The 24,293-nt window shown below is 41.1% G+C and carries 19 protein-coding genes; 3 read left to right on the plus strand and 16 right to left on the minus strand.

The window, feature by feature from the left end; all coding sequences use genetic code 11:
• Positions 1–24 precede the first annotated feature (24 nt).
• From HNR31_RS12575 to hmpA, 6 genes are all read right to left on the minus strand, one after another.
• Positions 25–1,944, minus strand: a complete 1,920-nt coding sequence (locus tag HNR31_RS12575; protein ID WP_181556585.1) for a vWA domain-containing protein — start codon at positions 1,942–1,944, stop codon at positions 25–27.
• 10 nt (positions 1,945–1,954) lie between these two features.
• Entirely contained in the window at positions 1,955–2,797 is an 843-nt protein-coding gene (locus HNR31_RS12580) for an ATP-binding protein (RefSeq protein ID WP_373367408.1), read from the minus strand.
• 190 nt (positions 2,798–2,987) lie between these two features.
• On the minus strand, positions 2,988–3,362 hold the full coding sequence (locus HNR31_RS12585) for a helix-turn-helix transcriptional regulator (protein ID WP_181556587.1): 375 nt from the start codon (positions 3,360–3,362) through the stop codon (positions 2,988–2,990).
• Between the two features lie 161 nt (positions 3,363–3,523).
• A complete protein-coding gene (gene purU / locus HNR31_RS12590) occupies positions 3,524–4,426 on the minus strand; it encodes a formyltetrahydrofolate deformylase (RefSeq protein WP_181556588.1) in 903 nt (300 codons plus the stop codon).
• Between the two features lie 72 nt (positions 4,427–4,498).
• Complete coding sequence (msrA, locus tag HNR31_RS12595) at positions 4,499–5,449, minus strand: peptide-methionine (S)-S-oxide reductase MsrA (protein WP_181556589.1); 951 nt, start codon at positions 5,447–5,449, stop codon at positions 4,499–4,501.
• Positions 5,450–5,533: 84 nt separating this feature from the next.
• Positions 5,534–6,772, minus strand: coding sequence for an NO-inducible flavohemoprotein (gene hmpA, locus HNR31_RS12600; RefSeq protein ID WP_181556590.1), 1,239 nt, complete (start codon positions 6,770–6,772; stop codon positions 5,534–5,536).
• A gap of 180 nt (positions 6,773–6,952) precedes the next feature.
• On the opposite strand from hmpA, the gene HNR31_RS12605 reads away from it, so the two are divergent.
• Together HNR31_RS12605 and speE are read left to right on the plus strand one after the other, a co-directional pair.
• On the plus strand, positions 6,953–7,390 hold the full coding sequence (locus HNR31_RS12605; RefSeq protein WP_181556591.1) for an Rrf2 family transcriptional regulator: 438 nt from the start codon (positions 6,953–6,955) through the stop codon (positions 7,388–7,390).
• 276 nt (positions 7,391–7,666) lie between these two features.
• Positions 7,667–8,536, plus strand: coding sequence for a polyamine aminopropyltransferase (gene speE, locus HNR31_RS12610; RefSeq protein ID WP_181556592.1), 870 nt, complete (start codon positions 7,667–7,669; stop codon positions 8,534–8,536).
• Between the two features lie 216 nt (positions 8,537–8,752).
• Here speE and HNR31_RS12615 read toward each other — a convergent pair whose 3' ends face one another.
• The 7 genes from HNR31_RS12615 to treP form a co-directional block, all read right to left on the minus strand.
• A complete protein-coding gene (locus tag HNR31_RS12615) occupies positions 8,753–9,916 on the minus strand; it encodes an acyl-CoA dehydrogenase family protein (protein WP_181556593.1) in 1,164 nt (387 codons plus the stop codon).
• 74 nt (positions 9,917–9,990) lie between these two features.
• Entirely contained in the window at positions 9,991–11,490 is a 1,500-nt protein-coding gene (locus tag HNR31_RS12620) for an aminotransferase class V-fold PLP-dependent enzyme (protein WP_181556594.1), read from the minus strand.
• A gap of 520 nt (positions 11,491–12,010) precedes the next feature.
• A complete protein-coding gene (locus HNR31_RS12625; protein WP_181556595.1) occupies positions 12,011–12,433 on the minus strand; it encodes an acyl-CoA thioesterase in 423 nt (140 codons plus the stop codon).
• Between the two features lie 169 nt (positions 12,434–12,602).
• On the minus strand, positions 12,603–14,015 hold the full coding sequence (locus HNR31_RS12630) for a Na+/H+ antiporter NhaC family protein (protein ID WP_181556596.1): 1,413 nt from the start codon (positions 14,013–14,015) through the stop codon (positions 12,603–12,605).
• A gap of 134 nt (positions 14,016–14,149) precedes the next feature.
• Positions 14,150–14,866, minus strand: coding sequence for a trehalose operon repressor (gene treR, locus HNR31_RS12635; RefSeq protein WP_181556597.1), 717 nt, complete (start codon positions 14,864–14,866; stop codon positions 14,150–14,152).
• A gap of 23 nt (positions 14,867–14,889) precedes the next feature.
• Positions 14,890–16,581, minus strand: coding sequence for an alpha,alpha-phosphotrehalase (gene treC / locus HNR31_RS12640; protein ID WP_181556598.1), 1,692 nt, complete (start codon positions 16,579–16,581; stop codon positions 14,890–14,892).
• Between the two features lie 77 nt (positions 16,582–16,658).
• Entirely contained in the window at positions 16,659–18,074 is a 1,416-nt protein-coding gene (treP, locus tag HNR31_RS12645; protein WP_181556599.1) for a PTS system trehalose-specific EIIBC component, read from the minus strand.
• Positions 18,075–18,363: 289 nt separating this feature from the next.
• Here treP and HNR31_RS12650 point away from each other — a divergent pair, with 289 nt between their 5' ends.
• Positions 18,364–19,113 carry a MerR family transcriptional regulator gene (locus HNR31_RS12650; protein WP_181556600.1) on the plus strand — a complete coding sequence of 250 codons (750 nt, stop codon included), beginning with the start codon at positions 18,364–18,366 and terminating at the stop codon, positions 19,111–19,113.
• 273 nt (positions 19,114–19,386) lie between these two features.
• Here HNR31_RS12650 and HNR31_RS12655 read toward each other — a convergent pair whose 3' ends face one another.
• From HNR31_RS12655 to parE, 3 genes are read right to left on the minus strand one after another with little or no spacing between them, the layout of a single operon-like run.
• Positions 19,387–19,761 (minus strand): PilZ domain-containing protein, encoded by a 375-nt coding sequence (locus HNR31_RS12655; protein ID WP_181556601.1) that lies wholly within the window; start codon positions 19,759–19,761, stop codon positions 19,387–19,389.
• Complete coding sequence (gene parC, locus HNR31_RS12660) at positions 19,758–22,202, minus strand: DNA topoisomerase IV subunit A (protein WP_181556602.1); 2,445 nt, start codon at positions 22,200–22,202, stop codon at positions 19,758–19,760. The genes HNR31_RS12655 and parC overlap by 4 nt, the downstream gene beginning before the upstream one ends.
• On the minus strand, positions 22,202–24,178 hold the full coding sequence (gene parE, locus HNR31_RS12665; protein WP_181556603.1) for a DNA topoisomerase IV subunit B: 1,977 nt from the start codon (positions 24,176–24,178) through the stop codon (positions 22,202–22,204). Before parE ends, parC begins: the two co-directional genes overlap by 1 nt.
• Positions 24,179–24,293: the final 115 nt, after the last annotated feature.

The raw sequence follows: 24,293 nt of genomic DNA on the forward strand, positions 1-24,293 counted from the left end.
TCATTCCCATTCTTTGATGATTTGTTACAAACTTTTGTACAACAATTTTTTTAAAAGCGGAAACAATATGTCAGGCAATTGTTCTACGTTCGGAACGAGAATGCTATGTTTTCCATAAATATTTTGAATCGTTGTTTGTTGGCCTTCGTCGATATCTCCGTTAGCCAAAAAGACGTTAATGACTTCAATTCCATGTTTTCGCGCTTCTAGCACCGCTTCATGGGTGTCGATAATTCCGTTTTGTTCGTATCCAAATGCCGCTGGTTCTCCGTCGGAAAACACAAGTAAAAATTTTTGCTTTTCAGTGCGCTGCAACAGCTGTTCTGTCATGATGCGAATTGCAAAGCCATCACGGTTATCTTCTTCTGGTTCCAGTTGCATAATTTTTGCACCGCTCTGTTTTTTTAGTGACTCAGAAAATGAAATGACCGTTTGAAAATAATTTGGCTGCTTTGTTTCAGTTGCTTCGTTCGGATCTTCCCAAAACCCGACAATTTGATGGGGAACAAACACGGATTTCAATGCCTCATGAAACAAAATAATCCCCCGTTTCGTTTCTTCCATTTTATCGTGCATGGACGCAGAACAGTCTACAAGCAACGTAAACACCGCATCAATTTGTGCAGACGGCTCATGCTTTTTATAAAATAGTCGTGGCTGTTCATCGGTCCATAATCGAAGCAATTTTTTATGCAAGCGGCCAAAATGTAAGTCGGTGCGCGGTAATGTCTTTTTATGCTCTAATGTTTTTTCGATCATTTGTTTGAGTTTTTTCTGGTACGGTATAATTTCTGCTTTCTTTTTCTCGTACTCAGCCATTTGCTGAAAAGAAGGGGGATTTGGAGATAAAAAGATCGCTTGTGCATAGCGATTTTCTTTTCCATAAACATAGCCCTCTCCGCTTTTACGAACGTCACGTTTTTGCTCGTATGCGCTTCGTTTTGCATAATCGTTTTGTGTGCTTTTTCGAGCGGAACCTTGAACAATCGCTAACGCTTGATCCCCTTCTTCCCCCTCGCGCACCCCTTCTCCTAATAAATCTGTTTGTGAGCCTTGTTCAAGCTCAAACCGCAAGAAGCTTTTTGTCATGTCACTTGTTTCCCGATGCCATGTCGGTAACGTTTCTTCATGAATGTCTTCGTCTCCCTGTTTCTCTTTATCGAGCACATCGCAATTGTTTAGCGGATCTTTTCGTTTAAGGTCATCAATTGTAAATGCCGGTTCTTCAAGTTCATAGCCATGCTCGGGAAGATAAAAATACGTATTCAACATATCATTTTCTAACACCCCATCAAGTGCATCGATGAGGGTGAATGTCACACGAGCTATGTCTTTTGTAGAAACGGCATCAAAAAATTGGCTGATCGTTTGGCGAATCCAAGGCATCATACGGTTGATGTTTTCGTGAATGGACGGTACATCTTCAAGTGGTGATTCTGATGTTAATAATAAGTACATAACATTAAATAAGGCATCGGTATGAACGCTTTTGACAAGGTTGACGTTTGCTTGACTTTGAAAATAGCGTCGGTACACTTCGCGGCGAACACGAAACCACTTTTTTGTTCCTGGGCGTTCTTTTTTACAAATTTCTTCGAGACGTAAATCTTCGGCAAGCATAAATAGTTGTTTGGCAAAGTTGGGAAGAGATGTGGCTTTGACTTGCTCGATGAAGGCCACCACTTCGGAAACATCCATATGAAAAAGGTTCCCGATTGCCCGCAAGCATACATCGCTTTTTAAACCGTTTACTTTTTCTTCGATTGGTCGATTGTCCCAAAAATAGCTGACGTACAGTTTGCGGTTTCGGAAATCAAGGTAGGATTGATAACCGAATTCGACTTCCCAATCGCTTTGTTTTGTCAATGTTTTCGCTAAATCTGATAGCTGCATGAACAAAAATGAATCGATTTTTTTGTCATTAAATTGGATGAACCGTTTCATGGATGATCCCTCACTCAAAGAGCGTTTCCGCGATGTTTTGCACCGCCGCTTTTTCCCGTTCATCCTCTAGTTTTTCGATAATTCCGCGCTGAATAGCACGAAGCGGTGGCAAGTACACGGCTAAATCACACGTATCGATGAGCGCTCTAATGGAAGCGGCTTCCTCAGAAATGTGTCCATGTTTGGCTTGCGTAATTAAGTCGGCGGATAGTGTCACAAAGCGATCAATGAGCGTTTTGTCCGTTAATTTTGTCTGTGCCATTAACACCGATTTTAATGTATCTCCTTGAATATACGGAACATCGATAACAACAAATCGGTTTTTTAGCGCTTCGTTCAGCGGCACCGTACCGACATAGCCTTCATTGATGGCAGCAATAACTCCAAATGTCTCTTTTGCCTTGATGACTTCCCCTGTAAATGGGTTTGTGATCATTTTTCGATAGTCTAATACCCCGTTTAAAATCGGTAATGTTTCCGGTTTGGCCATATTAATTTCATCAATATATAACAAATGCCCTTTTGTCATTGCCTGAATAACAGGACCTGGAATAAACTCAATGGTCGTTTTTCCGTCGCGATTTTGAATCGTCTTAAAGCCAAGCAGTGCTTCCGCATCTAAATCGACGGAGCAGTTAACACTATGCATCGGTTGGCCGAATAAAAACGATAACGTTTCCGCTAGTTTCGTTTTTCCAGAACCCGTCGGCCCTTTTAATAATACATTTTTCCCAAGTGACAGCGCCACGATGGCGTCGTATAAAATCGATTCATCGGCTGGAGTATAGCCTCCTTTTCCGATGAGATCGGCATTTTCGCTATTAGAAAATTGCTGTTTTCTATGTTGAATGATTTGTTCGATGTCATACGGCAGTGATGTAAGCTTCACGATGTATTCGTCCTTTCTCTTGTTTTCATAAATACGTTATTATTCTACTAGATAAATGACAGTGACGCAAAAAAAGATGATTGTTTTATATAAAAATATTATGTAAACAAAAAGAAAAAGGAGAGCTTTGCAAATATGTAAAAATGCTCTCCCATTAGCTGAAATTGTCCTTAATCGCTTTTCGAATGAGCGCTTCACAGCGGTCTAATTCCGCTTTTAATTGCCTTTTATACAACTTCGCTTTTTCATAGCCGCCATCGGCAAACCGATAATACACTACCTCTTGATATTTCATTCCTTCCTTCTTTTGTTTGACTTGTTTTAAAATCCCGTCTTCGATTAAGTCATGGAGCGCTTTATATACTTCAGAGTGGTTCGGCTTGTAGCCATATGGCTTAAACTCTTGCCGAAGCACATCTAATATTTTGAGTCCGTATAGACGTTCTTGTTCTGTCAATGTGATTAAATACAATTTTAAAAACGCACGTTGTTTTAAAAGAAAACCGCTGGATGTTCGTTTTTCACCCATTGATTGATTTCACCTCTTTCGAACAAAGATTCTTTTCTTTTATTGTACTAATTCCATTGTATTAATGAAAATCCTGCTTTTTGTGTTTGTTTTTTATTTAGAACATAGTTTTATTAGTAGGATACAGTAAAAAAGGAAGAAAGAGTTTCCCCTTTCTTCGTTCAATGAAAGACGATCGTTTTATTGCCGTAAATAATGACGCGATCTTCTAAATGCCATTTTAACGCGCGGGAAAGTACGGTTTTTTCAATAATTCGTCCAATTCGTTTTAAATCTTCCGGATGATGTCGATGGTCAACCCTCGCCACGTCTTGTTCGATAATCGGGCCTTCATCTAAATCATCAGTTACATAGTGCGATGTCGCGCCGATTAACTTTACGCCACGTTCATAGGCGCGTTCGTATGGTCTGGCTCCGACAAAAGCCGGCAAAAAGGAATGATGAATGTTAATGATTCGTGACGGGAACTCAGCGACAAAATTTGGCGACAAAATTTGCATATAACGAGCAAGAACAATAGTATCAACTTGATATTCTTTTAATAATGATAATTGTTTCTGTTCTGCTTCCGATTTATTTTCTTTTGTGACAGGAATGCAGTAGTAAGGAATCCCAAGTGATTCCACACTATTTCTCATATGTTCGTGATTGCTGATGACAAGTGCAATATCAGCAAGCAACTCCCCTGCCTGCCATTCCCATAACAACTCTAGCAAGCAATGTTCTTCTTTTGAAACGAAAATCGCAATTCGTTTAATATCGTTATGTAAATGAAGTCGCCAGTTCATTTGAAACGACTGAGCAATTGATGTAAATCCGTTTTCGATTTCTTGCTTTCTTTCCGCAATGTTTGGGCAATCGAATTCAATTCGCAAGAAAAACGTGCCACCTTCAGGATCGGTGGAATATTGACTAGATTCTACGATATTTGCATCTTGTTCGTATAAAAAAGATGTAACTGCTGCAACAATTCCCGGTTTGTCTGGGCATGAAATTACTAAACGGGCGCGATTTTGGTAGTTTTGTAAAAACGTTTGCCAACGACGTTCTCGAAATGTGTGCATGTTTGCTGTTCCTCCTATTATGACAATTTTTTATTCATCATACAAAAAAACGGTCGGAATTCCAACCGTTTTTTATTTAAACAAAGACAAATATTGTCCGTATCCTTCTTTTTCTAAATCTTCTTTTGGAATAAATCGCAATGCCGCCGAATTAATACAATAACGAAGTCCCGTTGGTGCCGGACCGTCGTTAAAGACATGACCAAGATGAGAATCGGCTTGGCGGCTGCGGACTTCGGTACGAATCATCCCGTGACTAAGATCTAGCTCAGTTTTAATATTTTCCGGATGAAGCGGCTTAGTAAAACTTGGCCAGCCACAACCGGAATCAAATTGGTCCAACGAACTAAATAGCGGCTCTCCTGATACAATATCGACATAAATTCCTTCTCGTGTATTATTCCAATATGGATTATCAAATGGCGGTTCGGTTCCGTTTCTCTGCGTCACCTCGTATTGAAGAGGAGTTAGTTTTTTTCGCAACATCTCATCCCGTTCTTTATCAAGCCAGTGCTTTTTCAAAAAAGCGTCGCGTCCAGAACCGACTCGGTAAAGCTTATAACGAATCGGATTTTTCTTATGATAATCTTGATGATAATCTTCCGCTGGATAAAACGTTGAAGCAGGCAAAATTTTGGTTACAATCGGTTTGGAGAAACGACCGCTTTCTTCTAATTCTCGTTTCGATTTCTCCGCTAAACGGCGTTGTTCCTCGCTATGGTAAAAAATCGCTGTTCGGTATGATTCACCGCGATCATGAAACTGCCCGCCCTCATCGGTTGGGTCAATTTGTCGCCAGTAAATATCGAGCAGTTTTTCGTAAGGAAAAATGTCCGGATCAAACGTAATTTGCACTGCCTCATAATGGCCGGTTGTTTGTGTGCACACTTCTTCGTACGTTGGGTTTTCTTTGTGGCCGCCTGTATATCCCGATACAACTTTGATAATCCCCGGCTGTTCTTCAAATGGCGATACCATGCACCAAAAACAGCCGCCGGCAAACGTGGCTAATTCGTATCCCATCCGTCACTATACCTCCTTTTCTTTATAATACCCGAAAATAACGAAAAAGGCATCTCTTGTGAACGGGAGAGATGCCTTTTCAAGTTATTTCGTTAAATCACCAGCTGGTCCAAAAAATTCATAGTGAATTCGTTCTTCCGGCACGCCCCATTCTTTTAAGGCGTGATAGACCGTTTTCATAAACGGAATCGGACCGCAGAAATAAAAGTTTGCCTTTTTCTCATGAACAACTGATTGAAGCCAAGGCCAATCAATGAATCCTTCCTTCGCAAAATAAGGATTTTGTCGATCCTTATCAGAAGGAGATTGATAGCACACATAATAAGAAAGTGTTGGATGTTGTTCCGCTAAGCGGCGCATATGCCCATCAAACGCATGAACATTTCCGTTGATTGCCGCGTGAATAAATGTCACGTTCCGCTTTGGTTGCCGCTCGACAAGCGTATTGACCATGCTGAGTAGTGGTGTAATTCCAACTCCGCCGCTTATGAGAACTACCGGCGTATCATCCGTTATATCAAGCGTGAAAACGCCTGCTGGGGCGCTTAATTCTAATATATCTCCTGCATGGATATGTTCATGTAAATAGTTGGAAACAATTCCTGCTGGTTTTTCCTCGGTCGCTGCTTCTCGTTTTACACTAATGCGATAATACTCTTTTCCTGGTGCATCCGACAAACTGTATTGGCGAATATGCGTGTATGTCTCGCCAGGAATGCGAACTTTGACACTAACATATTGCCCCGGTAAAAACTCGCTAATATCGCCACCGTCTTCCGGCACTAAATAAAAGGACGTAATTACATCGCTTTCTTTCACTTTTTTCTGTACAACAAACTTGCGGAAGTCTTTCCATCCTCCTCGTTTCGTCGCCGCTTCGTTGTACATTTGTTCTTCTATTTGAATAAACACATCAGCAATCACTTCGTATGCTTCTTTCCACGCTTCGATAATGTCATCGGTCGCCGCATCACCTAATACATCCTTAATCGCTAATAGTAAGTACTTTCCGACAATCGGATAATGTTCCGGCTTCACTCCTAAGCTTCGGTGCTTATGAGCAATTTGTTTGACAACCGGTAAAATCATCTCCAAACGGTCGATATGTTTGGCTGCCTCATATACTGCGGCTGCGAGCGCCTTTTGTTGCCGCCCTTGTTTTTGATTGACATGGTTAAAAATGTTGAGTAGTTCTGGATGATTGGACAACATGAGTTGATAAAAATGCTTTGTAATCTGTTCTCCGTGCTCTTCAAGAACAGGAACGGTAGATTGGACGATTTGAATCGTTTTTTCACTTAATAGTGGCTTTGTCGTACTCATTCCTATATCCCCTCGCAAAAAGATGTATTTTATATACATCTTTATTGAAGCATATAGTTTATCTAAAAGCAATATTTCAAATACATCTTTAATAAATTGTTCACAATTGAATGATTTTAAAATTGAAGCTTTTTTATGCTAAAATGAACGATAGAACAAGACTTTAAAGGTGTGAATATCATGCAGTTAACAAACTATACAGAGTATGCCCTGCGCGTACTCCTCTTTTTAGGAACGCTCGAAGCCGGGGAAAAAACGAGCATTAAAGAAATTTCCCAGGCATTTGCAATTTCAGAAAATCACTTAAGCAAAATTGTGTATGAACTTGGGAAGCTGGGATTTATCGAAACAATCCGCGGACGAAACGGGGGCATTCGCCTTGCTATGCAGCCAGAAGAAATTCGAATTGGTGCGGTTGTTCGAAAGACAGAAGATAATCTATCCCTTGTGGAATGTTTTGCTAGTCACGGAAACCATTGTGTCATTACTCCTGTCTGTCAATTAAAACACGTGCTACATGAAGCGCTAGAAGCGTTTTTGTGTGTACTTGATTCATATACATTAGCGGATTTACTTCATAATAAACAAAGCTTGCAAACAATTTTCAAACAAGTTTGAGGTTTGCTTATCATTTAGGAGCAAACCTCTTTTATTTTTCCGTTTTTTATACATACTAATAAACAGGTAGAGAAAGCCACGTGCTTACAGCTTCTATAGGGATTCCAGCTGGTCAATAATGAAAAAAGAAGCAATCCCAATCCGAACGTGTGGAGATATTCGACACAGACCAATGGCTCTCTGTTTAAATGAATCTCCTTCGTTTGTCACATTTCGCAAAATATATTAATATTAGAAAGGTATGAGAAAAACTAGAGATTGTTGAAGGAGGTTACAATGAAGCACGTATCAAAGCCATTACCACCTTATATGAAAACAGAAAACGGTGAACTTTGGTTAACAGAAGATGATCGTGAAAACTTAAAAATCAGCTATCGGATTAAAGACATCATTTTTTCCGAGCAGTCTCCATTCCAACATGTAATGATTTTGGACTCCTACGATTTCGGAAGAATGCTCGTTCTTGATGGAGTTGTACAAACAACGTCGATTGACGGTCATATTTATAATGAAATGATTTCTCATGTTCCACTTCAATTCCATCCAGCACCGAAAAAGGTATTAATTATCGGCGGTGGAGATTGTGGTGCAGCCAGAGAAGTGGCGAAATATGAACAAGTCGAGGAAATTCACCTCGTTGAGATTGATGAGATGGTCGTTACTTCATGCAAAAACTATCTTCCAGATGTTTCTGGTAATCTTTCGGATCCACGCGTCCGTTATGTATATACTGATGGAGTTGCTTTTGTGAAAGAGCATGTTAATACGTATGATGTGATTATTATTGATTCCTCTGATCCAGTTGGACCAGCGAAAGAACTGTTTTCATATGACTTTTATGCAAGTGTCCGTCGCGCATTAAAAGAAGACGGGCTTATGGTTTGTCAAAGCCAGTCTCCGATTTTTCATATGGATGTATTAAAACAAACGTACGCAAATATTTGTCAATTATTCCCGTATGCGTCGATTTATACCGCAACCGTACCAACATATCCTGGTGGGTTATGGAGTTTTACCATCGGGGCAAACATTCCTCTTTCACTTCCGGAAACGACGTCCTTACCATCTGATACAAAATATATTAATGAAGCGGTGCTTAAACAATGCTTCCAGTTGCCGCAATTTATGCGGAAGGAGCTTGTTTAATCCTTCACAAAAAAAGAGCAGTCAGATATCTGACTGCTCTTTTTGAATAAAAAGTACATTTCATCTAAATGGCGACCATCTCCTCACGACGCTTCAATCCCACTGCAGCGGGAGGATATGCTGCCGGACATTCGGCCGGCCACAAAACGTGACAGAGCCGAATTCAATGAACCCTTCCTCGCTGGCCCTCTGAAACGCTTCGAGGATAGGAGATCATCACCCATCCAAAGTATGATTGGCAACAAGTGAAAGCGTGATATCATCAGCAGGCGGATTATGTAATCCGGCACGTACATCACGATAATAACGTTGGAGCGGATGAGATGAAAATAAACTTTGTCCTCCGACTACGCGCATCGCTAAATCAACAACTTTCACTGCTGTATTTGTGGCGACATATTTAACAACGGCGAGTTCTTGTTTCATCTCGGCTCGTTTCTCTGGATTGCGATCCCATTGATCGGCGATCGAATACATAAAATGACGTGCGGTCATGAGGTTAATGTCAATCTCTGCGATTTTTCTCCGCACTTCCGGCACGTTGGCAATCGGGTGGGGCAAGCTGTTTGGCTGATACGTTTTTGCAAATGCAATCGCTTCATTGCGCGCCGCGATGGCAATGCCTAAATAACAAGCAGGAATATGCAATAACCACCCTTGTGGCTGGCCTTTTTTCTGTGGTGATAATCTTTCCACAAGGGCCTCTTCTTCCACTTCTACATACTCGAGTATTAAGTCATCGCTCCTTGTTCCTCTCATCCCGAGAGTATTCCATGTTTCTTCAATTTTGAGGCCATCAGCGGATTTCGGAATAAGGAAATTAGCTACTTCCCCCGTTTCTTTAATGGTGGCGGACACGATAAAATAATCAAGCGCCGGAGCGAGCGATGTATACGTTTTCCGACCATGAATCACCCAGCGGCCATTTCGCTTTTCTGCTGTCGTTTCCGGCTTTCCGCCGCGCGCAGGACTTCCTGTTGCTTTCTCCGATTGAGCGCTGTTAAGTAGCCGTTGCTCTTCAACAATTTCTTTGCACACACGCGCAAACAAGGATGGATTCCACTTTTTCTCTTGCGCAAGATTCATGACGAGTCCTAAGTGCCAACCAAGCGATAAAGCCGTAGCTCCGTCTCCTTGCGCAATCGTCTCTTGAACTAGTAAAAATTCATAGAGAGAAATTTCTTCCCCTCCGTATTGTTTAGGAACGGTAAGAGAAAGAAAACGCGCTTTTTTTAGGTCGGTAAAATTTTCGAATGGAAATGTTGCCTGTTCGTCATACCAATGAGCGCGCTTCCGAAACTGTTCTGCTAGCTGTGCTGCTTGTTCATGCAGTCGTTTCTCCCGTTCGGTGCGAAGAAATAAATGATATAACTCGCTCATGACTCTCCCCTTTTCTTTTTTCATTTGTTCTTCATTTTACCCGTTATCCAAGAAGAATGAAAATGATATGCAGCTTAAAGCGCAAATAACTGACGAACATCTCTGTCATCTTGATGATGATAAAACTCATTTTTTGTTTGATCATACATATATTCTTGTTTCCACTCGCCTTTATGCCGCGTAATGAGTCGAATGGCACGAACGATTTCGTATATTTCTTCGTTTGTCATAATCGGATGAACAGAAATCCGCACCCATCCCGGTTTGTACAACAAATTACCCGCTTTGACTTGTTTCATGATTTCATGTGATGTTGCTTGGTCAATATTCAACAAATAATGACCATACGGACCTGCGCATGAGCATCCTCCACGCACTTGAATGCCGAAGCGGTCATTCAATACTTTGACAACTAAGTTATAATGCATTCCTTCAATAATAAATGAGACAATGCCAAGCCGGTCTTCCCTCTTTCCTTCTAAAATACGAACCCCGGGAATTCGCTTCATATGCGATAAAAGTAATGTCGCTAATTCTTTTTCCCGTTGCAAAATACGATCAACGCCCATTTTTTCTTTCAGCTTAATGGCTAATGCGGCCTTAATCGTTTGTAAAAATGGCGGTGTCCCTCCATCTTCACGCGATTCAATATCATCGACATATTGATATTCTCCCCATGGATTAGTCCATAGTACAGTTCCGCCCCCCGGATGATCAGGAATACGATTTTTATATAAGCGTGCATTAAAAATGAGCACGCCAGCACTACCTGGCCCTCCTAAAAATTTATGGGGCGAAAAATAAATGCCGTCTAATTGTTCCAGTGGATCATCTGGATGCATATTGATGGAAACGTATGGAGCTGAAGCAGCAAAATCGATAAAGCAAATCCCTCCATGTTCGTGCATGACTTTTGCTAGCGTATGATAAGGAGTTTGAATACCTGTGACATTCGAGCAAGCAGTAAACGCGCCGATTTTTAACGGTCGATGGGCGTATTGTTGCAACAGTTCTTGTAAATGATCGATATCGACATCGCCGTTTGCTGTTGGCCGAATCGTGACGACATCTCCGATCGTCTCCATCCATGATAACATATTGGAATGATGCTCCATATGAGTGATAAAGATGATCGGTCTTTTGTCTTCAGGGAGTTGTATATAGGACTTGAGTTGTTCAGGTACACGTAACCCAAGTAAGCGTTGAAGCTTATTAATGGCACCGGTCATTCCTGATCCTTCCATAATTAATATATCATCTTGTCCCGCGTTAACATGATGTTTGATAATTTCTTTCGCTTGTTTGTACGCTAGTGTGATTTTTGTACTTGCAATATTCGATTCCGTATGCGTGTTGGCAACATACGGACCTAATTCTTCTATGATTTTTTGTTCAATCGGCTTATAAAGACGTCCGCTTGCTGTCCAGTCAGCATAAATCATTCGCTGTTGTCCGAAGGGGGAGGTAAACGGATAATTCGTTCCAATGGTCGCCTCACGAAATGGTTGAAAGTACGCTTCTAACTCTCCACGGCATATAAACGTCGTATCTCCAATAGTTGCTTTGATTTCCATTGTGGTTCCTCCTTCCTGTACTTTTTACTCATACAGTATGTGAGGAGCGGAAAAATGGTCAATAAAAAAAGCTGTCATAAATAAGGAACAGCTGTACAGACGGCGGAAAATTGTTTATTTCTTACGATATAGGAAACTCATCATAGAGCTAACAAAAAATATTATTTTTGATCAAGACAATCGCTTATCAAGTGTGTTTCATAGTGAAAAAACAAATAAAAACGGAAAAGAGCTAGAATATTCTATACAAAAACAATTAATGAAATACTGGTGTTTTTTATGAGCATTGGTGCAATCAGTTTTTATTCAGCATAATGGGAACAAGAAAAGTTGTCCATATGATTTTGAACAACAAAACAAAAAGGAATTAGAGCGGTTTTTCTCTAGTTCCTTATTGATATTTGTAATTATTAAAAGGGATGTTCAATATCATACCGTTATTAAAACATTCGGATTGTAAGAGGCGGCTGGCGTCGTAGGGGACTGACTATTTCCAACAGTTAATCATATATTCGTTGTGCTATTTCACTTGTTCTGAATCGGAAAGAACATAACATTGCAGTCTCTCTCGTAAATCGTCGGGAAGGTATTCGCTTTGCTGTGTCTCGAAATTAAAATAAACAACGGCTGCTTCGCCAAGAGCAATCAATGTTCCTGTTTTCGCATCCAAAATGCGATGAACGAGCTGAAAACTTTTATTGCCGATTTTTGAGACGTTTGTTTCGATTTTCAGTGTTTGCCCGAAATACGCTTGATTGACGAAATCACATTTCGCAGAAGCAAGAATAAATCGCCATGTTGTAACGTCTGTTCCGTAGCCTAATTGCTCAAACAGACGAATCCGCGCTTCTTCTAGATAAACGAAATAACTCGTATTGTTCACATGTCCAAGCGCATCTGTCTCACTAAAACGCACTGTTACGTTTGTAACATGGGTTGCCATACGATCACCCCTTCTTTTATTGACCAGTCAGTATGCAATAGTTATTTCTTTTATCATAGCGAGAATGGTTTCTTATTTCAAAAATATTTTGTAAATTTATATTTGGTTATTTAGAACATAGTTTGTATAAATAATATAATAACCGATGGAACAAACCATCGGCTTTTATTTACGCCAAAAATATCGGAGCGATCACGTAGCTAATTAAAGAAAGACCGCCGCACAATAAAGAAATTTTTAGTTTATACTTTGCATATTCCATTAAGTCTAAATCCATGATTGAAGCAGTTGTAATCGTCGTATCCCCTAATGGAGAAGCAAAAGCGCCGAATGTCCCGCTTGCAAATACTGCGCCAATCGTCATGGGCAACGATGCTCCTGTCGCCGCTGCTAATGTAACACCAAGCGGCATAAAGAGCCCCCATGTCCCCCAAGATGTTCCGATAAAATAGGAAATTGATGAACCAAGAGCAAACATCGTAGCCGGAACAATTTCTTTCGGAAGCAATGTCCCAAACGTAGACGAGATATACCGCGAGAATCCCAAATCCTCCGCTGTCAGCGACAACGCCCAAACAAGGAGAAGCATGCCGATCGGTGCCATGAGTTGATTTCCACCATCAAAAAAGTGATAAATGAGCTCATGAAGCGGCTGACGACGAAATAAATAAAACAGCGTGGTGATGATGATCGTGACAAAAAGCGCAAGCAGCATCGCTAACGTTGCATCTGCTGTGGAAAAGGCTGCTAAAATTGTATTTGCTCCTTTTTTACTTCCGTCATACCAAAAGAAAAATATCGTCAATACAAGAACGAGAAAAAGCGGAAAAAATAGATGAAGCGGTTCACCGACGACTAATGCAAGCTCTTTTTTCAATCCTAATCGGTGAAATTGATTCGTTTCCCCTTCTGCTCTTTCCCTCCCTTCTTTCCCGATCCGAATATTCATAAATGTTGTCACTAATCCTACGATAAGAGCAATGATCGCAAAAAAATTATATGGTAAGCTGGCAAGAAAAAGTTGATACGCTGACGTCTTCACTCCATTTTGGTTGAGCGCTCCTTCAACAACAGACGTCATAAAGCCGACAAATGCCGTTGCGGCCGGTAACAACACGATAATCGGTTCAGTTGAAACATCGATAATATACGCCATTCTCCGTTTATCGATCCGAAACTTTCCGAGAATCGATTTCATGACTGGACCGATTAACATAGTGCGAAACATCGGAGTAAAAAATGTAAATGGAACAGTAAGCCATATAAACAATAACATACGATGCTTCGAATGAAGCTTTTGACTAATCCATTGAACAAACCCTTTGATTCCACCAGTAATTTGCATCATACCAATCAGCGCGCCGAATAAGTACAGAAACATGACAACTTTCACATGTTCGATATCTGTTATCGTCTGTAATAATGCATTTACAGCCCTTTTAATCGCATAGAGCCAATGCTTCTCTAAGCAAAAAGCTCCAACAATCAGCCCTATTACGAGCCCCGGCAATATTTCGCGAAGCCAAATCGAGAGTGGAATGACAATCAGAAATGGCAATAACGAAATCCATGTTCCTTGCAACGTATTCACCACCTTTGTCGTTACAAGGATAGCCATAAATGAGAAAAACTATTACAGTTCTTAATTTGATTATTTAAAACATAGTTTAATTAAATAAAATACAAAAACAGCACTTGCCCGCTTGCAAGTGCTGTTCAATGATTTCTTCTCGCAAAATCAACAAAGCGAAATTTATCTAGTCGGTGTCGTGATTCCGTAAATTGAAACAAACTGGCATCATCTAAATAAACAAAATTTTTCACGACAACGACATGATCATACCCGTTTAAGTCTAAATATTTTCGGTCCTCGTCAGTCACTTTGTCGACAAACATTTCTTTTTTTGCAAAGCTGATTTTCAATTTTAATTTATTTTCAATATACTCGTATATGGAATCCTCACAAATCGCCCGCGTCAAAACAGGAACAAATTTTTTATGAAAAAAATCTTTGTCTAAAATAATGTGTTCTCCATCGATTTTTCGAGAACGAACGACTTTCCATATCTCATCTTTGTTCGTTACATGCAAATGCTTTTTTAAATATTCTCCCGGCTTGATGACCTCTAATTCATGAACAATCGTTTTCGCCGGCGTTTTCATTTTTTGTGCCAACTCTTTAAAGCTGACTAAGCCCGATACAGGAAAATCGTATTTTCCAACATCAAGAACGATGGAACCTTTTCCCTTCATTTTTTGAATATACCCGTGTTCAGATAACAGATTGAGCGCTTTGCGAATCGTTTCCCGCGATGTTTCATATTGCTCGGCTAATTCGTTTTCCGATGGAAGTTTATCATAGGGTTTCCAATGTCCTTGGCGAATTTTTGAGACAATATCATGATAAATGGATAAATATTTGTTTTCATACATATCGATCACCGACATGTATTGTATCATGATTTCGTTAAGTAATAAACAATCGCTTCATACGGGCGCAAGACGATTGTTTTAAACTGCTCTGGTGAATCCTCATAGTTCGAAAGCAAAATTTGACTTGTATATCCGCTCACATCTACTTCGCTTGGAAGAATAAACGTCGTCTCTTTTCCATAAAAGTTATTGACAACAAGAAGCTTCTCATTTTTCCCGTTTCGTATATAGGCAAAAATGTCTGGATGATCTTCAAGTAATAGTTGATAATCACCTGTTGTAATAATGTCATATTGTTTTCGTAATTGGATAAGGCGTTGGTAATGATAAAAAATCGATGTCGGATCCGCAAGCGCATTTTTGACATTAATGTCTTTGTAGTTTGATGCCACACGAATCCAAGGCGTACCCGTTGTAAATCCTGCATGCTCACTGTCATCCCACTGCATCGGGGTGCGTGAATTATCGCGTGACTTTCGCTTTAAAATGTCAAGTACTTCTTCTTTTGATTTTCCTTTTTCTTGTAAAATTTTGTACATGTTTAACGATTCGACATCCCGATAATCTTCAATTCGCTCGAATTTCGGGTCGGTCATGCCGATTTCTTCTCCTTGGTAAATATAAGGTGTTCCTTGCATCATATGAATGACCGTCGCGAGCATTTTCGCTGATTCCTTATGATACTTCCCGTCATCTCCATACCGTGACACAATGCGCGGCTGGTCATGGTTGCACCAAAATAGTGCGTTCCATCCGCCGCCTTTATGCATTTCCACTTGCCATGTCGATAAAATTCGTTTTAAAGCTAGAAAATCAAAATCGGCTACTGCCCATTTTTCCCCATTCGGATAATCGACTTTTAAGTGATGAAAATTAAATGTCATATTTAATTCTTTGCGCTCTGGGTTTGTATATTTGATGCAATGGTCAATCGTTGTCGATGACATTTCCCCGACCGTCATAATGTCGTATTTCGAAAACACTTCCCGATTCATTTCTTGCAAAAATTCATGAATGCGCGGCCCATCAGTATAAAACTTTCGCCCATCTCCCGGAGGTACAGAACCGTCATCATCTAAAAATCGCTGATCTTTCGACAACAAATTAATGACATCTAAGCGAAATCCATCAATACCTTTTTGAAACCAAAAATGCATCATCTCATAAACGCGGCGGCGAAGTGCTTCGTTCTCCCAGTTCAAATCCGCTTGCGTCACGTCAAATAAATGCAAGTAATATTGCCCTGTTTGTTCATCGTACTCCCAAGCCGATCCTCCAAACTTTGATTCCCAGTTCGTTGGAGCACTACCATCGGCTTTTCCATCTTTCCAAATATAAAAATCACGATACGGATTGTCTTTGGAAGAGCGAGCCTGTCGGAACCACTCATGGTCAGTCGAGGTGTGATTGACGACCATGTCCATAATGATTTTCATGTCGCGTCGATGTACTTCCGAGACTAACCGTTCAAAATCTGCCATCGTGCCGTACTCATGATGAATTTGGAAATAGTCGCTAATATCGTAACCATTGTCGCGCTGTGGGGATTGATAAATCGGCGTTAACCAAATGACATCGACTCCCAGTGTTTTTAAATAATCAAGTTTTTCAATAATACCTTGTAAATCACCGATTCCATCACCATTCGTATCGTTGAAGCTTTTCGGATAAATTTGATAGACAACAGCTTTTTTCCACCATGGTTGTTTGTTCATTGCTGGCACCACCTCTATATTTATTGATAAAAACGATACCATTGGCGAAACATCCCCCACCAATGGTACCTTCATCGTTATTGCTTTTCTCTTCGTAACTTACCAAACACAAATGTCAATGCGAACGGAACGACAATCGCAATCGCCATACCGATAAAGAATGGCGTCCATTTTTGCGGAACGATGGATAAAAATCCTGGCAACCCACCGACACCAATCGATGGCGCTAATACTTTATTAATCGTAATAAACATTCCCGCAATCGCCGCACCGGTCATCGCCGAAATGAACGGGTAACGGAAGCGCAAGTTCACACCGAACATCGCTGGTTCCGTAATACCGAGATAAGCAGACACCGCCGATGTAAAAGAAAGTCCTTTTACCTTCTCATCTTTTGCTAAAAACATTATTGCCAATGCCGCCGAACCTTGAGCAATGTTCGACATGACGAGAATTGGCCATAAGAATGTTCCGCCTGTGCTTGAAATAAGCTGTAAATCCACTGGCAAGAACGTATGATGCATTCCGGTGACAACGAGCGGCGCATATAAAGCACCGTATAAAAATCCGCCAATCGCTGGGACGTTATGGAAAATAGCAACAAATACACTAGTAATCGCATTACCAATCGCAAACGTGACAGGTCCGATGGCGATAAACGCTAAAAACCCAGTAATTAATAAGGAAAGCGGTGCAACAAGCAACAATTGAAATGCATCAGGAATGCGCTTACGAAAAAATTGCTCAATTTTGGCTAATACATAAGACGCTACTAATACCGGTAATACTTGACCTTGATAACCGACTTTTTGTACTTCAAGGCCAAATAAATTCCAAACAGGAATATCTCCTTTCTCCTTCGCAGCCCCCCATCCCCACGCGTTTAACAGGTCAGGGTGTACAAGCATAAGTCCAAGTACAATACCTAATAATGGGCTACCGCCAAATTTCGTGACTGCCGACCAACCGATGAGTCCCGGTAAAAAGACAAACGCCGTATTAGCAATTAAATTAATCATGTTTGCAAGATCTGCCCATTCTTTATGGACTTCAACAAATGATTTCCCGTCATAAAAAATATCAGGCCCTGTTAAAATATTGTTAATCCCCATTAACAAACCAGCTGTGACGATTGCCGGTAAAATTGGAATGAAAATATCCGCTAATGTTTTAATGGCGCGTTGTAATGGATTTAAGTTCGCTTCCGCTGCATCCTTGATTTCCTGTTTCGTTGCTCGGCTAATACCAGTCATTTCAACCATTTCATTATATACTTTATCGACAAGTCCTTGACCGATAACGACTTGGAATTGACCGTTAGCAGAAAACGAACCTTTCACAATGTCAATGTTTTCTAATGCTTCTTTATTCACTTTCCCTTCATCTTTTAATGCAAATCGCAAACGTGTCACACAATGTGTCGCTGCGACGATATTGTCCTTTCCTCCAATTGCTTCGACAATTTGTGCAACTGATTGATCATAAGCTCCCATAATTATAATGACCTCCCCTGTCTTTTCACAAAATCCCGCTCCTTGTTAACCGCTTTCAAAAAACGCTTTCAAAAAACTTGTATATACAAGCTAATTTTATTTTATCTTGTATATACAAGTTCGTCAACAACAAATTTCGACACTTTTGTATTGACGTTTAAGTTGTAGGTTTTTGTAATTTTCTATCCAAATCCATCTTTTTTTGTAATGTTTTGTATCCCCGCAGGAAAATGGATGATTAGATTGGAAATAAACATATAGCCATTTTACAAGAAAGGATGACACATATATGGAATCGTACACCCTTCGCGAAGCAGCTAAAAAACTTGGTATCCCGCCGCGAACATTAAAACAATGGGAAAAAGAATATGCTGAATTTCTCGTTATTCCTCGAACTAATCAAGGGGCGCGCATTTATACAAATGAACTATTACACAAATGTTCTATGATAAAGGAATGGTCTTCAGAAAAGCGAACAAAACAAGAGATTCACCATTATTTGAAAGCAGAACAAACAACATCCAATCACGAGGATACTAAAGTTGTAACGTCAAAGCCAAGGCATAGTCCAACGCAAAGCATAGAAACAAAAGTGATGGAAGGGGAAGTCATTGACGCATCTCAATTGCCGTGCAACGACACACATTATATGGTAGAGCAAACTATTGAACAAATTGCCAAGCGGGTGAAAGAAGAATTTGCCGGTGAAATGAAGCAACAAACGGCTGAAGCACTCCAACAAATCATTGCTTATATAGCAGAAATAAAAGAAGATACCGCTTCCGTCAAACAAAATATCCACCAATCAATAAATGAATGGACGGGATCTCTAAAACAAGAGACTCATCATATGTGTGAACAGCTTGAGGAAATTATGGAGTTTTTACACGATGAATACGAACGACGAGAAAAAGAGAGAAAACAATATGAAGAACGCATTATGGAACGCGAAAAGTCATTTCGCGAACTTGTGCTCTCCTTCCGACAAGCGGCAAGTGCCAACGGAAAACGGTCAAATAAGTGGTGGAAATTTTGGTAAACAAAATCTCAATCGGTTTGTAAATCGCTCAATAAGAAAAAGCGCTCCGCTAAGTGCGATGAGCAAATATGTCTTCATCGGATGCTGTTGCTATCCCAAGAGACTAGTTTTCCCCTGACCTGTTTAAAACATCTCCTATCTGCTTTACACAAATTTTGCATGAATGTTGACCTAGAAGCAAACGGGTTGGTCGCTGAGCTAGACAGTTCTCCTTTACTAAAAAAACCGGCTGATGTCGTGCAGTACGACGTCAAGCCGGTTTGTCTTCTCCCCCTACCTTCGAAAGCCATGACGGAGCGCCGCATGCTGTTTAATTTCGCGGACAAGCATCTCTTCCTGCACATCGGAAAGCATAAGGCGTACTCCATAATAATAGTGACTGGCCAACGGTTTTTGCCATACGAGCATTCCTAAAAAGCGAAATACAATGTCGTTTAATGCAAACGTTACTTGGATTTCAATTTCTTGTTGCTCAGGTTGAATGTGTAACCATGTTTCAATTTTCATCCCACGCGGGCTAATATCATGAATGTGCGCTCTCCCTTCCTCGCTTTCTACACTTCTTCCGTCAATGCGCACAAGGCGAAAGGTGCAAGGAAGTGGCTGCCCAAACTCGTAACGAAACGCTTCTTGTCGCCTAAATCTCACCGAATCTCCTCTTTCCCTGAATCCGTTATCGGTTGTTTCCACATATCGATGACTTCTCCCGCTTCTTCGCTATCGACGACAAATGAACCGTTACTATATCGATCGGTCACGCGCAGTTGAGAGGAACGAATCGTTTCTATCGCTCCTGTTGCTGTTTGTATAAACAGAACGTCTTCCTCGTTTTCTGTTAGCACCGAGCTTACAATGCGATGAGGGTTTGTTTTCAATTCTCGAAGCATGACGACCCCTCGTTTGGCGCGAGATGTTCGTTCAAATTCGTTTATCCCCATTTTCTTCACCGCACCTCGCTGTGTGGCAATAATAAGATACGAAACTTGCCCCTGTTTGACTTGATGTGCGGAAACAACGTAGTCGCCTTCTTTTAAGTTAATCCCTTTTACACCGGCTGCCCGTACACCAACGGTACTAATTTCGTTCTCATGAAACCACAGCCCATATCCTTGGTAGGTAACGAGGAAAATGCCATGCTGTCCATCCGTCATATAAACGGTGACGACTTCATCATCTTCTTTTACATTTAAAGCGACGAACGGCCGCGTGTAACGCTGCACTTTATATTGTCCTAATTCTGTTCGTTTGACCATTCCTTGTTTCGTCACAAAGATGAGGTCTAACGGCTCATCGAAATTGGATACCGGAATCGCTGCAATAATCTCGTCTTCACGATCTAACGCCACGAGATTCGAAATGTGTTGCCCTAGCTCTTTCCAACGAATATCCGGCAATTCATGCACAGGACAATACAAATAGTTACCGCGGCGGGTGAATAACAGCAACACATCGGTTGTATTCATTTCTAGCTGCGCTAATAGATGATCTGATTCTTTCATCCCGAAGTCTTGTCCGTTCGAGGCTGTGTACGAACGAAGACTTGTTCGTTTGACATATCCTTCTTTCGTCACCGTGACAATGACATCTTCAGATGGAATCATCACTTCAAGGTTAATTTTAATCTCTTCAATCTCGTCTTCAATGACCGTTCTTCGTTCATCAGCATACATTTTTTTCATTTTTTTCAATTCTGATTTGATCACTGACAATAATTTCTTTTCGCTCGCTAGAACGGCCGTTAGTTCACTGATGGTTTTCTCTAGCTCTTCCGCTTCTTGTTTCAATGCAGTAATATCCGTATTCGTCAAGCGGTATAATTGCAGAGAGACAATCGCTTCTGCTTGCGCTTCCGTAAAGTCGTATTTCGCCATTAAGTTATCTTTTGCATCACGCTTGTCGCTAGAAGCACGAATCGTCGCAATGACATCATCAAGAATCGACAAAGCTTTTATTAATCCTTCAACAATATGCTGGCGGTCGTACGCTTTTTTCAATTCGTATTGCGAACGGTTTGTGACGACTTCCTTGCGATGCTCAATATACGCGTCTAACAGTTCAGGAAGGCTTAACAGTTTCGGGCGTCGTTCGTGGATGGCAACCATATTAAAGCTATATGGCACTTGCAAATCCGTATTTTTGTATAAATAGTTTAAAATTCCTTCTGCATCGGCATCTTTCTTTACTTCAATAACGATACGAAGACCGGTACGATCCGTTTCATCGCGAACATCGGAAATCCCCTCTAACTTTCGATCAAAGCGAAGTTCATCAATTTTTTTGACAAGATTTGCTTTATTGACTTCATACGGGATTTCCGTAATGACAATTTGTTGCTTGCCGCCTTTTAATGACTCAATCGTCGCTTTGCCGCGAATGATAATTTTCCCTTTTCCTGTTTCATACGCTTTTTTTATCCCGTCTTTTCCTTGGATAATGCCACCGGTTGGAAAATCAGGACCATGCAGTACGGTCATCAACTCATCGACAGTGCAATTCGGTTTGTCAATGCGCATGATGACAGCATCAATGACTTCTCCTAACGAATGCGGCGGAATTTCTGTCGCATATCCAGCCGAAATTCCGGTAGAGCCGTTTACTAACAAGTTCGGAAACATCGCAGGTAATACAACAGGTTCTTTCGTTGTATCATCAAAGTTTGGAACGAATTCTACCGTTTGTCTGTCGATATCCCGCAACAATTCAGAAGCAATCGCGGATAGACGCGCTTCCGTGTACCTCATCGCTGCGGGAGGATCGCCATCAATGCTGCCGTTATTCCCATGCATTTCAATTAAAATGTTCCGCAGCTTCCAATCTTGGCTCATCCGTACCATCGCTTCATAGACGGAAGAATCCCCGTGAGGATGGAAGTTCCCGATGACGTTTCCGACCGTTTTCGCCGCTTTGCGAAAGCCTTTATCAGCCGTATTGCCGTCTATGTACATCGCGTATAAAATGCGGCGTTGCACCGGTTTTAAGCCATCGCGCACATCCGGAAGCGCGCGCTCTTGAATAATGTATTTGCTGTAACGCCCGAAACGGTCGCCCAATACGTCTTCTAACGGTAAATCTAGCAGTCTTTCTGTCATCAATAATCCCCTCCTGCGACCGATACATGTTCATTGTCTAAAATGTTTGGATCGTCTTCTAATCCGAAGGCGACATTGGCTTCAATCCATTTACGACGCGGTTCAACTTTGTCACCCATAAGCGTAGTAACACGCCGCTCTGCTCTTGCCGCATCATCAATCCGAACGCGAATGAGCGTACGAGTTTCTGGATTCATCGTCGTATCCCATAATTGATCGGCATTCATTTCACCGAGACCTTTATAACGTTGCACTGTATAGCCTTTGCCAAACTTTTTTACCGTTTCTTTTAATTGTTCATCGGTCCACGCGTATTCGACGATTTCTTTTTTTCCGGTACCTTTACTAATTTTATAAAGCGGCGGAAGAGCGATATACACTTTTCCCGCTTCAATCAATGGTCTCATATAGCGATAGAAAAACGTAAGCAGCAACACTTGAATATGAGCGCCATCCGTATCCGCGTCCGTCATAATAATCACCTTGTCATAGTTGACGTCTTCTAAAGAAAAATCTGGTCCGACTCCTCCGCCAATCGCATGAATAATCGTATTAATTTCTTCATTTTTAAAAATGTCAGCGAGCTTCGCTTTTTCCGTGTTAATCACTTTTCCACGCAATGGCAATACCGCTTGAAAACGTCGGTCGCGCCCTTGCTTGGCCGAACCACCCGCAGAATCTCCTTCGACTAAGTAGAGCTCATTTTTCTTTGGATTGCGCGACTGCGCCGGCGTTAGCTTCCCGCTTAATACTGCTTCTTTTCCTTTTTTCTTTTTTCCACTTCTCGCTTCCTCGCGCGCTTTTCGTGCCGCCTCCCGTGCTTGATAGGCTTTGATTGCTTTTTTTACGAGCATTGCACTGATGTCCGGATTTTCTTGAAGAAAATACGTAAGATGCTCAGACACCACGGAATCAACAGCAGAACGCGCTTCGCTTGTTCCTAGTTTTCCTTTTGTTTGCCCTTCAAACTGCAATAAATGTTCCGGTATGCGTACAGACACAATTGCGGACAATCCTTCGCGAATATCGGAACCTTCTAAGTTTTTATCTTTTTCTTTTAACAGGCCCACTTTTCGCGCATATTCATTAAATACGCGCGTCATCGCGGTTTTGGCACCCGCTTCATGCGTTCCGCCATCTTTTGTGCGCACGTTGTTCACGAAAGAAAGCACATTTTCCGAATAACCATCGTTAAATTGGAACGCAAATTCAACTTCGATTCCGTTTTGTTGTCCTTCAAAATACACGACCGGATGCAAAACGTCTTTTTCTTCGTTTAAATACGAGACAAACGCTTCAATGCCATTTTCATAATGAAAAACGTCACGCATTCCTGTCCGTTCATCAACTAATTCAATTTTTAATCCCTTCAGCAAAAACGCCGATTCCCGCAGCCGCTCGCTTAACGTTTCGTAATGAAATGTCGTCGTGCTGAAAATCGTTGGATCAGGTTTAAATTGAATGATCGTTCCTGTTTTTTTCGTCGTCCCGATTTTTTCTAATGTCGTTACCGGTGTTCCGCCATGTTCAAAACGTTGTTGATAGATGAAACCGTCGCGATGGATCGTCACGACAAGCCATTCCGATAAGGCATTGACAACAGACGCACCGACTCCATGCAAGCCGCCGCTCGTTTTATAGCCACCTTGTCCAAATTTCCCGCCGGCATGAAGCACCGTTAAAATGACTTCCGGCGTCGGCTTTCCGAGTTTATGCATTCCGGTCGGCATGCCCCGTCCTTCATCCAACACAGTAATGCTATTGTCTTTATGTATTTTGACAAGAATATAATTTCCGTACCCTGCTAACGCCTCATCAACGGAATTATCGACAATTTCATACACAAGATGATGCAACCCACGGCTATCGGTACTGCCGATATACATTCCCGGACGTTTCCGAACCGCTTCAAGTCCTTCTAACACTTGAATCGCATCATCGTTATATTCATATACTTGTTTATTCGTCACGCACATACCCCTTTCAACGTAAAACAAGAACATTTGTTTCTATCTGTTTATTGTAACATAAATTTTTGAAACGTCTATGCCTATTTTAACGATTCCTGCAAAATAAGCAAATTTTCTCTCT

The organism is Thermaerobacillus caldiproteolyticus (genome assembly GCF_013761245.1).
Taxonomy (GTDB): domain Bacteria; phylum Bacillota; class Bacilli; order Bacillales; family Anoxybacillaceae; genus Thermaerobacillus; species Thermaerobacillus caldiproteolyticus.

Bases quoted from the DNA above. Each gene is read 5' to 3' on its own strand.
- msrA (WP_181556589.1), bottom strand. From the start codon at position 5,449: ATGGGATACGAATTAGCCACGTTTGCCGGCGGCTGTTTTTGGTGCATG.
- HNR31_RS12585 (WP_181556587.1), bottom strand. From the start codon at position 3,362: ATGGGTGAAAAACGAACATCCAGCGGTTTTCTTTTAAAACAACGTGCG.
- treP (WP_181556599.1), bottom strand. From the start codon at position 18,074: ATGGGAGCTTATGATCAATCAGTTGCACAAATTGTCGAAGCAATTGGA.
- HNR31_RS12620 (WP_181556594.1), bottom strand. From the start codon at position 11,490: ATGGAAATCAAAGCAACTATTGGAGATACGACGTTTATATGCCGTGGA.
- parE (WP_181556603.1), bottom strand. From the start codon at position 24,178: ATGTGCGTGACGAATAAACAAGTATATGAATATAACGATGATGCGATT.
- hmpA (WP_181556590.1), bottom strand. From the start codon at position 6,772: ATGAGTACGACAAAGCCACTATTAAGTGAAAAAACGATTCAAATCGTC.
- treR (WP_181556597.1), bottom strand. From the start codon at position 14,866: ATGTATGAAAACAAATATTTATCCATTTATCATGATATTGTCTCAAAA.
- speE (WP_181556592.1), top strand. From the start codon at position 7,667: ATGAAGCACGTATCAAAGCCATTACCACCTTATATGAAAACAGAAAAC.
- HNR31_RS12650 (WP_181556600.1), top strand. From the start codon at position 18,364: ATGGAATCGTACACCCTTCGCGAAGCAGCTAAAAAACTTGGTATCCCG.
- HNR31_RS12575 (WP_181556585.1), bottom strand. From the start codon at position 1,944: ATGAAACGGTTCATCCAATTTAATGACAAAAAAATCGATTCATTTTTG.
- HNR31_RS12625 (WP_181556595.1), bottom strand. From the start codon at position 12,433: ATGGCAACCCATGTTACAAACGTAACAGTGCGTTTTAGTGAGACAGAT.
- HNR31_RS12615 (WP_181556593.1), bottom strand. From the start codon at position 9,916: ATGAGCGAGTTATATCATTTATTTCTTCGCACCGAACGGGAGAAACGA.
- purU (WP_181556588.1), bottom strand. From the start codon at position 4,426: ATGCACACATTTCGAGAACGTCGTTGGCAAACGTTTTTACAAAACTAC.
- parC (WP_181556602.1), bottom strand. From the start codon at position 22,202: ATGACAGAAAGACTGCTAGATTTACCGTTAGAAGACGTATTGGGCGAC.
- treC (WP_181556598.1), bottom strand. From the start codon at position 16,581: ATGAACAAACAACCATGGTGGAAAAAAGCTGTTGTCTATCAAATTTAT.
- HNR31_RS12605 (WP_181556591.1), top strand. From the start codon at position 6,953: ATGCAGTTAACAAACTATACAGAGTATGCCCTGCGCGTACTCCTCTTT.